Below are 13801 nucleotides of genomic sequence, written 5' to 3' on the forward strand. Positions count from 1 at the left end.
GCCTGTGCCCTCTGGGTGGCCGGACAGCGTCTGGGCAGCATCCACCAACAAGTCTTCCAGATCCGTCGCATCTCCTACCGGAATAATCACGGCTTCGAACGTATCTATTGCTGTTTCCAAATCGGCGACGGCTTCATCCAACTGATCCTGAGTTTGGTTCAGCGCATCGTCGGCGATCGCCTGCGCAGTGTTGATCGCTGCCTGCAAAGCGCTGCGATCGTTCGCTGACGCTTGTCCTACGCCTGTGCCTTCGGGATGGTCCGTCAATGCCTGACCAGCGTTCGTCAACCGCGTATTGAGCATCAATGAATCGCCAACCGGCACAATGGCTTGCTGGAATACCGTGATTGCCGCATTCAATACGCTTGTTGCCGCATCCAGCTGACTTTGCGTGTAATCGCCCGCGTTATCCCGTATTTGCCGTGCCGTATCGATGGCTGTTTCCAGCGCGCCGCGATCGCCACTTGACGTGTGCCCTACTCCCGTGCCCTGCGGATGATCTGTCATCGCCTGTTCCGCAACGGTGATCGCTGCACCAAGCGCCGTCGGATTGCCGGGTCCGATGATCGCGGCATTGAAGGCTTGAATCGCTGAATTTAACGAGCTGACGGCATCATCCAACTGACTGTGCGAGTATTGGCTAGCGTTCTGGAGAATCTGCTGCGCCGTATTGATCTCCGTCTGCAACGCAATGCGCGTTCCTGACGACGTTTGCCCCACGTTTGCGCCTTGCGGATGATCCGTCATCGCCTGTTGTGCATTCACTAGGGCATTGCCGAGTGCCGTAGGATCTCCGGCAGGTATAATCGTAGCCATGAACATATCCATTGCCGCATCTAACTCAGCGACTGCAACGTCCAGTTCATCCTGCCGATAAATGCCGGCCTGATTAAAGATTTGCCGCGCAGCGTCGATCGATGTCTGTAGTGCGCTGCGATTGCCCTCCGATGTTTGTCCCGCGTTCGTGCCCGCTGTATGATCGGAGAGTGCCTGATCCGCCTCAGTCAGCGCCGTCCCCAATGCCGCAGGATTTCCCGCCGGGATAATCTGCCCCTCGAATGCCGTGATCGCCGCGGACAATGGGATTGCGGCGGCAACCAAGTCGGAGGCGACGGTCGCGTTCCCGATTCCGTAGATATATGTCGTGGCGGTGTCATACGCCGCGGTCAAATCGCTATAAGCATTGGCCGGCACTTGTCCTACGCCGGTACCCGGCAAGTAATTTTTCAAAGCTGCCTTAGCAGTCGCGACCGCTTGAAACAACGCCGTTCCGTCAACAAACGTGTGACCGTTATTCGCTGCATAAGTAGCTGCAGGAGAATTCGCGATTCCGAATAGTTTGAGATTCCCTGGATTGCTAGAAAAGACGCCTGTCCCAAAAGTTGTCCCAGCGCCTAACACCGTTACGCTGGTCAAGCTATTATTGTAGAATGAGGAACTGCCGACATTCGTTACACCGGCCGGGATGACCAGTTTCGTAATGTGATTGGTGTCGAAAGCCCCGCCATTAATCGTCTTCAAATTTTCCGATAATTTAATCGATGTCAAACTATTCATATAAAAAGAATAGTTACCGATAGTCGTCACACTGTCCGGGAAAACGACGGTTGTAAGCGGATTGTTCTCGAAGGCGCTGGAGCCGATCGTTAACAAGTTGTCCGGAAGGTCTATTGAAGTGAGTCTAGTATAACGGAAGGCATACGTTTGAATCTCCTTCACGCTATTCGGAATAACGACGCCCGTGAGTTGGGGTTTGCCCGTCCCATTGGTATCGAACGCCGATCTTCCGATCGAAGTTACCGCCACCCCCGATAATGTGGCGGGAATGACCACGTTTAAATCCGTACCCGAGTAACCTGTAACGGTGGCGCCATTGCTGCTCGTGGTGAAAACAAATTCATCTTCGGCTGCGTGCGCGATTTGAATCTGCGATAATGAAGTTCCGAACGCTAATAATGCAATCAATAGGAATAATAGTGAATTTCTCATGTTTTTTCTCCTTTACGATTGAGCTTGTCGAATAAACGGGTAGCACATTTCATTATAGAGACGGCCAATAAATAAATAATGAAAGAATTAGCCGAATCCGCGCAGTATCAAGCTTTGCGAGGATTTGAAGTTTTTGTGAAGTTGATATTCGATTCATATCGGTTTATCTGTGAGGAGATAATGGAGAGTCTCGCATCGATTATTCCAAAACCTTCCTTTATATAACAAACGGCAGCTCATCGTGAACTGCACCCCAATTGTTAGACACCATCTAACAATCTGGAGGTGCAGTTTTTTTGTCTAAGCTTAATATGAATTTGAAAATAGAGGCTATTCATCGTTATTTGTCAGGGAATGAAGGAGTGAAAAGCATTGCGAAAGCAATAGGCATCAATCATGAGGTCTTACGAATGTGGATAAAGCAATACGAATACCACGGTGAGAAAGCTTTCGAAAAATCCTATACAGCTTACAGCATCCCATATAAACTAGACGTACTCAACTTTATGAAAGAGAATGGGACGTCACCAAATGAAGCAGCTGTCATCTTCAATATTTCTTCTCCAGGGGTTATCCGCAGTTGAAGCTCTACAAGCTGAATTAGAACGTTTGCGTATGGAAAACGCCTATTTAAGAAAGTTGAATGCCTTAGTTCAAAACAAGGAAAAATCACCAAACATGACAAAGCTCATATAGTCTATGAATGCCAACAGGTTACATAAAAATATTTGTCTAACTTTAAGGGATCACTTCACAGCAGAGCCTGCTCATCCATATGTATTAATCAACTATCTTTATCCGATAGCGTAATCGTCACTCAATACCCACGTTTTAATTGTCATATATTCAGACGAATTCCTTTAAGTTATTTTTCAAAATTTACGCATCCAAATCCATGAGACCGATGAATTCCCGGATCGACTGTCGTCTATATAAACGAAGGCATAAATGAACACAAACTAATTTGACGAAGAGGTGTTTTGAAAATGGCATTAACGTCCGCATTCACGAGCTTCAACCTGCCTGTAAAAAATGTGGAACAATCGAAAGCGTTTTTCACCGGACTCGGATTCGAGCTCAACCCGCAATTCCCCGAGAACGAGATTTCGGTAGCCATCGTGATCGGCGACAACCTGCAGGTCATGCTGATCAATCAAGCATTCTTTAATACGCTCACGGAGAAGGAATCCGTCGATACGAGCAAGTATGCGCAGATGACGATCGCATTGGCCTTTGAGAGTCGGGAAAAGGTCGATGAAATCGTGAATACCGCAGTCTCCTTAGGCGGGAAATTGCACGCTGAACCTGAAGATCATGGGTCCATGTATCATTGGGGCTTCGTGGACTTGGACGGTCATCTGTGGGCCATTAACTACATGAACATGGATGCTGCACAAGGTTAAGACAAACGGAGATCTCTCCTACTAGGGTTCAAAAAGAAAGACGCCGGGCATCTTCCCCAGCGTCTTCTTCGCGATAATTAATTTTGTTCGGTAAAGGTTTTGAAATTGTCCACGATTGCTTGCCAGCCTGCTTGCTGGATCTCGTCGGGATTTGAGCTTTCCGCGTCGAATGTTTCAATGACCTTCGTCTCATTCCCTTGATCGACGAAAGCAATCTCCACTCTTCTTCCGTCTTCCATGGTGTAGCCGATGCTTTCATGCCGGTTCATGACATCGTTGACGCCGCAAAAATCAAAGCCCATGCTGCCATCCTTTGCTACCATCCGTGTCAGAATCGTGCCGCCGACCCGCAGAGCGTTTTCGGCTCTCGGCGCATGCCAGTCCGTTACATGTTGGTATTCTCGGCAACAACTAGCGGTATTAGCCACTTAAATACAATTAGCGGATATGCAAGCGCAGGTATTGAAATTACCAGTCCATAAAACACATATAGCCATGAAACTCTGCTTTTGCGGAGCTTCATGGCTTTTTTCACAAGAGCCAACCTCCATAAGAGATCTATACGAGGACAGTCCCTCCTTAAGACTCAAAATAAATCCAGCTGCTCCATCACGGGGGAGGCGGCTCATGTAGCTTTAAAATAAATTTTGATAATTTTAAAGCTGCTTACCCTTGGTTTATCGTTAAGGAGATCAAGTGTTATCAAAATAAAGTTTGATAAAAACTGAACTTAACGACGTAGGGCTGCCAATAGGCAGCCCTTTTGTTATTCAACTACCGTTTCCCATTAGGGAGTGTAATCACCTAAAGTGAAAAGGTCATCTTACTGTCTGGTAAACGAGACCAATGGCTCCAGAATCAAAGGTTTTGTTCTCGATTAGCTTAAGATTGGTCTTATCCTTGAGACCTTGGAATAACGGCAAACCCTTACCGATCAGGACGGGAGAAACCGTAATTTTATACTCGTCAATTACATCAAGCTGCATAAGGTGGTGTGCGAACCTAGGACTGCCGAGGATGACCATATCCTTGCCTCGCTGCTGTTTGAGGTTATTGATCTCTTCCTTGACATCTTCTTTCACGAGTCTGGAATTATTCCATTCTACTTTCTCCAGCGTCTTGGAAAAAACGATTTTGGCTGTCTTTTCAATCCACTCGGCGTGATTCCGTTCATGCTGCGAAGCTGATGGGTTCGAAAGCATAGTTGGCCAATAACCGTGCATCATCTGGTAAGTCCCACGTCCCCAAATGACAGTGTCGGCAGTACTCAGAATTTCATTAGCGTGTTTTTCCAAATCAGCATCGTAGGAAACCCAGCCAATGTCCATTTCACCATTCGGACCTTCTACAAAACCGTCAAGCGATGCATGCAGAAATAGAATGAGTTTTCTCATGTACGTTTCTCCTTCGATTTTAAATTTATTTTGTTCCATTTTTTTGGCCGATAGCCCGCGAATCATGCTGCTGTTACATTCATAATAAATCATTACGTTACGTAAGGTTCAAGTGGAAATCCGAATTTTTTTGAATACTACAATGTTGCACAAAACTGCCAGTTAGCTCGACGAGGTTGCCGTTCTATGCCTGCAGCCTCGTTCTGGTTATTATTGTGCTATAGTTCCCATTCCGTTTACTATATTACTAAATTTGAATCAGGTTCTCCACCTACATTACTTCTTCTAATTACCTCAGAAAAAACGAGAGAACGAATGACCGCAAGGATTAAAATAATGTGTTAATCATTTTAGAAGTATGGGAAAATAACTGTTCTCGAAGTTGCGTTAATACGCTAGGTAAGAACTACGACTAACTGAGCTATTCTGCCGGTTAGCGTAATGAAGCAGCCGATCATGTATCGGTTGCTTACGTGTTTTTTTGAAATATCGTTCCTCGTTTGTTTAATCATGAATCTTCACATAACTCTAATGCGTCATAAAAGGCTGCATCTAGAATAGTTCAATAAAATAAAAAAAGAGTTGTCATCATGACAACTCTTTTTACATCGTAACAAGATGGATTACTTCACAGATACTGCAATTCCAATACGTACATCCGGAGTAACTCTGCTTCCTATTCGATTATCACTAGATATACAGTATTGCAATCCGTGTTTATATTCTAGCCCTTTGGTTCCATCTCATCAAAACTACTAGCTACTTTAGAAAAGTAGCCGTCATTAAACATTAACTGATTCTGGTCTCTTGATAAGTAAAGGAGGCGGAACTAGCCAACCTTTATCCTTAAGCATTCTAAGGGTTTTACCACCAAGTACCGTTTTAGCGGCAGCATATTTTGCAAATATTGCACCAATATCTTCGCGTATACACATTGCCATTGCTTGAGTGCTAGCAACAACACCCGTTGCTGTGTCGGCAGATATCGCAGCGGCAATTTCTTGATCCGCTAAACGAGCACCCACGGGGATATCTTCGAGATTGGCTTTTGGTCTATCAGCCATTATTGGAGCAGGAGCGATACCATTCGCATTTAGTATTTCATCCAGTTCTTTTATTTCTTGTTTTGCTTGATCAATGTAGTCCTCAATCAAATTCCTTAGGTCTTTGTCACCAGCATGATTTAAATAGGCTTGATAAAAAGAAACTGCTCCTTTAGCTGTAGTAGAAGCTGCCCAGACACTGGATACTTCACCGAAATGCATTGGCTCATCTTTTGGATTACCGCTTAAAATTCCCACGAAAAAGTTGCCTCCTTTGATGTCAAATCAAATTTATTCTGTCCATCATCCAGCCCAATCTTACATTACAATCGCATACTCATTTTTCCAGATAAGATTAGCTCGAATTAGTTGAGATTGAACAATGATAAGAAATAGCCAATGTCTCTGCCGCAGCAAATCAAATACCGGTTCTGGAATAAAAAGAAGAAAGCAAAAGAACTCTCCTTTGATGAAGAGAGTTCTTTTGCTGTTCCTTGCAATAATATGGTTATGCGTGTTCGCGATCGCGGCTACGGCTTCTCATTCCGGCAAGACCCAATAAGCCAAGCAGACCAAGCCATCCCCAATCGAAACCAGCATCGTCTACAGCATCAGCATTGGCCCGGTAACTATTCGTGCCTACCGTATTACCGTTGTCGATGCGGTTTATGTCAGTGCCCAACGAGCGGTTTGTTGCATTAATTCCTTTATTTATTCCATGTCGCATCTCGCCGCTTGACGTATTATCCATCCTTGTCACGTTATCGGCAAAAGCAGGTACAGCGGAAAACATCATCAAGCATGCTGCAAGGCTAAAAAACACGAACCACTTCTTCATCTTATTACCTCTCTTCAGGTCATAGTAAAAGCCCCTTTATTTTTCATCAAGGACTTACTGATTATTCTCAGAATGGATTTACACCTTCTACTACGACTTTTTCCGTAAATTAATTAGTTTAACGACCATGTTTAATATGGCAGACCTTTAGATAACAAAAACGTCGACATCCCAACCGAATGCCGATATGATGAACAGCACCGAAGACAATTTAGTAGAATAGCTTATACCCTTTGAAGGTACATAAATCTAGGCATAATGGATAAAACCCATTAACGCTGCAAAAAATAAATTATCTTGAACATAAGGAGAATGATTGATTATGTATTACTACAAGGAAGAGCTAATCAACATCATCGAACCGGATGAGCCGGATCCAGCCGCGGCCAGAGTGCTGCAAGAAGCGCTAGGTGGCCAATTCGGCGAGATGCGCACGATGATGCAATACTTTTTTCAATCCTCCAATTTCAGAGGAAAAGAAAAGCAGTTCAGAGACTTGCTTCGAGGTGTGTTTCTAGAAGAAATCGCACATGTGGAACTTGTGCAAAATACGATCAATCAGTTGCTAAATGGCGCTGGCTTATCAACGCCTGGCGATGCTGGAAGAGATGGCGCACCGATCGACGAAGCAATCAAACACGGCAATCCTCATCATTTTATTATGGGCGCCAAAAGCTCGTTGCCGGTCGATGCGGGAGGCAATCCATGGAATGGCTCGTGGGTATACAGTCACGGCAACTTGATCAGCGACATGCTGAACAATGTCGTTCTGGAATCGACGGGCGTTTTGCAGAAAACAAGAATTTATGAAATGAGCTCAAACAAGACATTCCGCGAAACGCTTGGTTTTCTTATCGTACGGGACAACGCCCATCAGAACGCGTTTGCCAAAGCCCTTGAGACCCTCGGCGTGAACTGGGCATCGTTGTTACCTGTGCCGAATTACGATATTAACAAATATCCGGAATGCCGCAAATATATCGATATGGGCTACCACAACAAGCAGTTTAATTTCCGATTGGATCCGACGCGCATTGGCGAGATCTTCCAAGGCGAGAGCCCGAGCCGTAACAGCGGACCATTATCTGTCGTAGATCCGCCAACAGGATTTCCGGTTCCACAGATGCCCGATATGCCTAACGAACATAGTCCAGGACTGAGCGATATGACGAGATAACAATCAAATAAATGTATTCGCCCTCCGCTTCGGAGGGAAGCGCAGGGCGATTTACAATCGAGAGCTCGATATGACGATTAACCTTGTAGACAGGTTCGTAAGTAATTTTGGTTATTCGGACTTCACTTATGGAAGAAGATATTTATTTAGTATGGTTGTAGCTCCTTGGTTTGTTATTGGGATCCTTCAGCAAGCTAGCTTTTTGGACTCCATAACATCATACCAAGTAGTCTTTTTATTTCTCAAACTCCGTAATTCTTCAAAATAGGAATGCTGACCGTTCGCTTAATGAAGTATCGTCAGTCTAATACTTTATTATCTCAGTCTAGAACTTTATTTTCTTCTGACATCCAATGATCCGCATAATCCTCCGAAAACTGCCGGAACGTTGTCGGCTTCCTGCCGAGTAATCGTTCAAGCTCGTCGGTCACTTTGTTCGCCATGCCTATCTTGGTGGTCAAGTACAGCACCGTAATGACGGAGGCGAACTCCTTCGGGATTCCTCTAGCGATCATGGTCTTCTTGAACAAGCCCGATGAAGGATTGGAATACGTAATTCGTCTTTCCAGCACCTCGGCCAAAATATCCGCGGCTTGCTGGTAAGTAATCGCTTCCGAACCGGTCAGCGTGTACCCCCGGTTCAGATGTTTCTGTGAATTCGCCAGCACGTTCGCCGACGCCTCGCCGATATCCCGCGTGTCGATGAAGCTGACCTTCGCTTTTCCAGCCGGAATGAACAAGTCCCCACTCTCCCGGATGTCTTCCCGATGCGTCGTGTTCAGGTTCTGCATGAAGAAGCTTGGTCGCATGAACGTATAGGGAATGCCGGAAGCCTTGATCATCTTCTCGATCTTGTAATGTGGCGGGAACGGATTTCGTTCGATGCCCATCAGCGACAGGAAGACGATATGCCTAACGCCTCTCGCGGTACACCGTTCGATGAACGGCTTCATCGCAGCCGCGTCCGACATGGCCGGGGGACGAATAAGGAAAACTTTGCACGCACCCTCCAGAGCCGAATCGAACGTCGATGAATCCTCGAAGTCGAAGCGTACCAGCTCGACCTCGCTGCCTACGCCTTTGATGGCAGTGTCCGGCCGGCTAGTCGCGCCTTTGACCGGGACGCCGAGCTTCACGAGCTGTTTGGCGACATAGAGCCCCACATTGCCGGTCACACCGGTGACGAGAACTTTGTCCCGCGCCTCTGTCATGCTTGGCGCACTATAAACCATAATCATCCTCCTCGATTGAAATGCTCATCTACTTATTTTCCTCAAAATTCCGGTTCATCATGTGAAGCGTTCGGCGCAATGTCCCGACTTCCTCCGGTGTCAGGCCTGTCAAGGCAACCTGCAGTGACCACTCGCTGAACGGCTCGATCTGCTCGTACAACGATTTCGCTTCATCCGTCAGCGAAACGCGGAATGATCTGCGATCCTTCGGATGAGGATTGGACAGGAGCAAGCCTTTCGCTTTCAGCCTCTCCACGATGCCCGACATCGTCGGCCGGTCCATATGCATGCGCTCCGCAATTTCGGCGGACGTCGCGCGGCGATGCTCCTCCTCCAGATGCTCTTGAGCAAATAAATACCGAATGACCCCCCATTGCGCGACCGTAAGGTTTGCCTCTTGCAATTGTTTGGATAAATGCGTTTTCATCTGCTGCGTAACCAGGTTCAGTAAATAACCGATGTTTTCTTCGTGCGCGCTCACGCTTTCTCCCCTTCAACTCATTTAGTTTCCATACATATGATAAGCATACTAACTATATATTGAAAATTCAATCCCTTATTCGCTGGTTAATAAGGGATTGGATTATCTGAACATTTGCCGGTATTGCGAAGGGGAAAGATTGGTCCAGCGCTTGAATTGCTTGCTGAACTGGGACGTGTCCTTGTAACCCAGCTTATCCGCGACGGCCTCGATCGTGAGCTCTCGATTCAATAGTAGCAGGCGCGCTTCCCTCAGCTTCAGCTTGGACAAATATTGCCTTGGAGATACGCCGAACACTTTGCGGAAGATTCGATTGCAATATGCCGCACTGTAGCCCAGCTCCTGCGCGATGGCGGATATGCGGTAATCGTCGTCGGCTTCGGCATGGCGTTCCGCGAGCAGTCCGTTTAACCGCTCCGCCATCCGGCTCGCGATTCCACTCGATTCCTGCGAATCTCCCCGTAAGCCTTCCGGCGCCTTCGAGAGCAGCTGGCTAAGCGCTGTCAACAATTGAAATAAGAACGGAAGCGCCTCCCACTTCGTCATGGGCTTCACCTCGGCAAGCTGGCCCAGAATCGGCCGAAGCGCGTCCGCGAACGGAGAATCCGCCGAATGGAACGTATGACGCATCCCGCAGAGCGCTTGGCGCAAGGCAGGCTCGTCCACGTCGAAATGGACGCAGCAATAACGCAGCTCCCGCTCCCCCGCAGCCTCGCACTCGTGCTTCGCTTCCGGCTTCAGAAGCACAAAATCCCCCGGTCCCATCTCGAACCGTTCGCCCTCCGCGAGGCAAATTTGATATCCCGAGAGCACCATATTCAGTTCGAACATCGGATGATGATGACTCTGGAACGACCAGCCCGGCATGACCGTACGACTGTGCGCGGCGTAGGACCTTACGGCGACATCCACATCCGTCAGGAAAAATTCCTCTTGCATAATACCGCTTGCATTAGGTAGCTTTCGGTGCATCGATAAACCGCCTTTGAATGAAATCATGTATGCTCTCTATTATAGCCGCTTCACTTTCGATTAGGTACGCTTTGTCCATAAAGAAGCACGTTTTGCCCATCCATATTCCCGCGATCCCTTAGTAACATAAGTAGAATAAGAAAGAAAGGATGGATGACCGAATGAAGACTTCCCGATTTTTTAACGCGCATCATTCCCCGATCGGCGCTTTCTCGAGCTTTACGCTCGGATTTCCCGGCGCAAGCGGAGGCTTTGATATCGAGCGGGGCCAGCCTCCCAAGGAAAACGTGTTCGTATTGCTAGAGGATGCGGCCAGCAGCGGCGCTTATCAAGGTCTCCCCTTCTTCGAAGCAGGTGAAGACGAGAGCAAACGATACGACACGGAGCAGGCCGCGGACGACCCATCGCCCCCGGGGCTACTGCGGGCATTCGGCCAGGACGATATTAGCCGAAACTTCGACGTCGGAAGCGACGTATGGTCGGCCGGCGACTTGACCTTCTCGATTTATACCCAAATGCGCCCCGTTCCCGATCCGGAGCAAGCGGGCGAAGACGAGCTGCGCATGGCGCTTGTACCGGCCGTATTAGCGGAACTGACGGTCGACAATACGAAAGGGAATCTCCCGCGCAAAGCATGGTTCGGCTACCAGGGCGCCGATCCTTACAGCGTCATGAGAAGGCTGAAGCCGGAGCTGTCCGGCGGAATAAGCGGCGTCGGCCAAGGCCGCATTTCCGCAATCGCAACGCTAGACGAAAGCATACGCCCCACGCAGCATTTCTCGATGGAGAAGCTAATGACGAACGTTCACGAGGAAAATTACGATTTCGGCTTAGGCGGAGTCGCCGCGCTGCTTATGGAAACGCCTGCCGGCACCAAACGAACGTACCGGTTCGCGATCTGTTTCTATCGTGGCGGATATGTGACGTCCGGCATCAATGCCGGCTACTGGTATACGAACTGCTTTGCCGATATCGAATCCGCCGCGCGATTCGCCTTGGAGAATTTCGACGAGCTGAAGTCAAGTTCCCTTGAGGCGGACGCCTGGATGACCGGTACCGGATTGTCGGACCAGCAACGGTTCATGACGGCGCACGCTATCCGCAGCTACTACGGCAGCACTCAGTTGCTCGACTGGAACGGCAAGCCGCTCTGGATCGTGAACGAAGGCGAATACCGGATGATCAATACGTTCGATTTGACCGTCGATCAGTTGTTTTACGAAATCCGGATGAACCCCTGGACGGTTAGGAACGAACTGGACCTCTACGCGGAACGTTACAGCTACGGCGACCAAGTCCGGTTCCCGGGCGACAATACACTGCATCCGGGCGGCATTAGCTTCACGCACGACATGGGCGTCGGCAACGCCTTCTCGCGTCCCGGCTATTCGGCATATGAGCTTGCGGGCCTCGAAGACTGCTTCTCCCAGATGACCCACGAGCAGCTGGTCAACTGGGTATTGTGCGCCGCGGTGTACGTTCATCGCACGAACGATGCCCCGTGGCTCGAGAGACGGCTTCCGCTTCTGAAGCAATGTCTGGCTAGCATGCTGAACAGGGATCATCCCGATCCCGCGAAGCGGAACGGCATTATGGGGCTCGACAGCTCCCGCTGCAAGGGCGGCTCGGAAATAACGACCTACGATAGCCTCGACCAGTCGCTCGGACAAGCGCGCAACAACATCTACTTGGCCGGAAAATGCTGGTCGGCCTATGTGGCGATGGAGCGGATCTTCCGCGAGACCGGCAACGAATCCGCCGCCGTCCTAGCCGCGGAGCAGGCGGACCGATGCGCCTCGTCGATCGTCTCCTACGCCAAGGAAGACGGCTATATTCCCGCCATCGTAGGCGAGAACAATGATTCCAAGATTATTCCGGCCATCGAAGGACTCGTATTCCCGTACGCGTTCGGCTGCATGGAGGCGCTCGACGAGAACGGCCGGTTCGCTACTTACATCGCCGCGATGAAACGCCATCTCGAATATGTGCTTCGTCCGGGCGTCTGCCTGTTCGAGGACGGCGGCTGGAAGCTCTCTTCGACCAGCGACAACTCGTGGCTGAGCAAAATTTATTTGTGCCAATTCGTCGCTCGCCGCATTCTCGGCCTGCCTTGGGACGAGCAAGGCCATAAGGCCGACGAAGCGCATGCCGCATGGCTGACGGATCCCCGGAACGCGTTCTGGAGTTGGAGCGATCAAATATTGGCGGGCACCGCGGTCGGCAGCAAATATTATCCGCGCGGCGTTACTTCGATACTGTGGACGGAAGAAACCAGCGAATAGCGCTTCTCGTATTACTCGTTCCTCAGACAATCCAAACTGGAACAGCCTCCCTTCAGGGAGGCTGTTCCAGTTTGCCTTGGCTTCCTCGTGATCCCTCATTTGCGACATTCTCATAATGAAGGCAAGGCAATTGTACAAGAAGCGGGGATTAATCTAAGATTGCAGTTGCACTAATTCCGCTTCCCGGATCCGGAGCTTATCTTCGTACACCTTCTCGATAAGCTCCTGAATTTGCCCGGCCGTCTTATTAAAGCTCTGGAATACGAATCCGAATTCGCTGCCGTTTGCTCAAGGAATTCTTACAGAGAAGTCTCCGCGTCGAAGAATGCGGATTCTTCGGATGAAAAATGCGAATGGGTATCTGAACATGCCGGTAGAGCATGTAGGATGCTCTATAACTGAGAATAAGCAGCAATAATGAGATCAAGCGAGAATGAGCATTAATGAGGTGGACTGCCCGTTTTATATAGAAAACGGTAGAGCCCTTCTCCATCGAAACGGATCTTAAGAAATTGCTTTGAGGATCAAAAGGGAGCGGAGCCATCTCTATTTTGTGGATGGTTCCGCTCCCTTCAACTCTACTCTTTTACTTCTCTGAAATCTTGTTGAACGATAATGGAATGCGGGAATGTTGCCAGCGGAAGATAAGCAAATATTGCCGTCATGGCAAGGGAGAAACAGCATCAGATACAAGGGCTAATTCCGCGTAAGATGCGAATTGCGTACCCCTAATTCAATTGTTAGTGAAGAATTCTACTTCATTCGTCTCGTCTCGTGTACATGGTTATTTGTACTTTTATCTTAAAGAAACAACCATGCGTTAGATACGATAACATTTTAGTTTTTTTGGGGGGAATTCTAGACTTTTTAGTTTATCGATCCCTCGAAATATCATTTTTTATAGTGTCTGCTTCCGACGATATTGAATAGATCAGGCGGTAAAGCTCGGCTCCATGCATTAACGGCATTACCCGAAGCTTGGCGATATCC

The 13801-nt window shown here is 48.5% G+C and carries 11 protein-coding genes and 1 pseudogene; 4 read left to right on the forward strand and 8 right to left on the reverse strand.

Annotated features, from left to right (window positions below; genetic code table 11):
- The coding region (locus AC0YN3_RS24595; protein ID WP_475777575.1) for a leucine-rich repeat protein at nucleotides 1-1989 on the reverse strand (1989 nt) is incomplete at its 3' end.
- Nucleotides 1990-2300: 311 nt separating this feature from the next.
- Here AC0YN3_RS24595 and AC0YN3_RS24600 point away from each other — a divergent pair.
- Nucleotides 2301-2693: pseudogene (locus tag AC0YN3_RS24600) on the forward strand (transposase); the annotation flags it as partial.
- Nucleotides 2694-2975: 282 nt separating this feature from the next.
- Nucleotides 2976-3392 (forward strand): VOC family protein, encoded by a 417-nt coding sequence (locus AC0YN3_RS24605; RefSeq protein WP_475777576.1) that lies wholly within the window; start codon nucleotides 2976-2978, stop codon nucleotides 3390-3392.
- Nucleotides 3393-3469: 77 nt separating this feature from the next.
- Here the strand turns inward: AC0YN3_RS24605 and AC0YN3_RS24610 are convergent, their stop codons facing one another.
- From AC0YN3_RS24610 to AC0YN3_RS24625, 4 genes are all read right to left on the reverse strand, one after another.
- A complete protein-coding gene (locus AC0YN3_RS24610; protein WP_475777577.1) occupies nucleotides 3470-3820 on the reverse strand; it encodes an SRPBCC domain-containing protein in 351 nt (116 codons plus the stop codon).
- A gap of 390 nt (nucleotides 3821-4210) precedes the next feature.
- Entirely contained in the window at nucleotides 4211-4786 is a 576-nt protein-coding gene (locus AC0YN3_RS24615; protein ID WP_475777578.1) for a dihydrofolate reductase family protein, read from the reverse strand.
- A 782-nt stretch (nucleotides 4787-5568) separates the two neighbouring features.
- Nucleotides 5569-6087, reverse strand: a complete 519-nt coding sequence (locus AC0YN3_RS24620) for a DUF3231 family protein (protein ID WP_475777579.1) — start codon at nucleotides 6085-6087, stop codon at nucleotides 5569-5571.
- A 250-nt stretch (nucleotides 6088-6337) separates the two neighbouring features.
- Complete coding sequence (locus AC0YN3_RS24625; RefSeq protein WP_475777580.1) at nucleotides 6338-6667, reverse strand: WGxxGxxG family protein; 330 nt, start codon at nucleotides 6665-6667, stop codon at nucleotides 6338-6340.
- A gap of 322 nt (nucleotides 6668-6989) precedes the next feature.
- Between AC0YN3_RS24625 and AC0YN3_RS24630 the strand changes: the two genes are divergently transcribed.
- Nucleotides 6990-7844, forward strand: coding sequence for a manganese catalase family protein (locus tag AC0YN3_RS24630; RefSeq protein ID WP_475777581.1), 855 nt, complete (start codon nucleotides 6990-6992; stop codon nucleotides 7842-7844).
- Nucleotides 7845-8164: 320 nt separating this feature from the next.
- Here the strand turns inward: AC0YN3_RS24630 and AC0YN3_RS24635 are convergent, their stop codons facing one another.
- The 3 genes from AC0YN3_RS24635 to AC0YN3_RS24645 all read right to left on the reverse strand — a co-directional run bounded on the left by AC0YN3_RS24635 (nucleotide 8165) and on the right by AC0YN3_RS24645 (nucleotide 10529).
- Nucleotides 8165-9076, reverse strand: a complete 912-nt coding sequence (locus AC0YN3_RS24635; RefSeq protein ID WP_475777582.1) for an SDR family oxidoreductase — start codon at nucleotides 9074-9076, stop codon at nucleotides 8165-8167.
- Nucleotides 9077-9104: 28 nt separating this feature from the next.
- On the reverse strand, nucleotides 9105-9557 hold the full coding sequence (locus tag AC0YN3_RS24640; RefSeq protein ID WP_475777583.1) for a MarR family winged helix-turn-helix transcriptional regulator: 453 nt from the start codon (nucleotides 9555-9557) through the stop codon (nucleotides 9105-9107).
- A gap of 102 nt (nucleotides 9558-9659) precedes the next feature.
- Nucleotides 9660-10529 (reverse strand): helix-turn-helix transcriptional regulator, encoded by an 870-nt coding sequence (locus AC0YN3_RS24645; protein ID WP_475777584.1) that lies wholly within the window; start codon nucleotides 10527-10529, stop codon nucleotides 9660-9662.
- Between the two features lie 161 nt (nucleotides 10530-10690).
- Between AC0YN3_RS24645 and AC0YN3_RS24650 the strand changes: the two genes are divergently transcribed.
- Complete coding sequence (locus tag AC0YN3_RS24650; RefSeq protein WP_475777585.1) at nucleotides 10691-12811, forward strand: glycoside hydrolase family 52 protein; 2121 nt, start codon at nucleotides 10691-10693, stop codon at nucleotides 12809-12811.
- Nucleotides 12812-13801 lie beyond the last annotated feature (990 nt).

The organism is Paenibacillus sp. J22R232, from assembly GCF_056269165.1.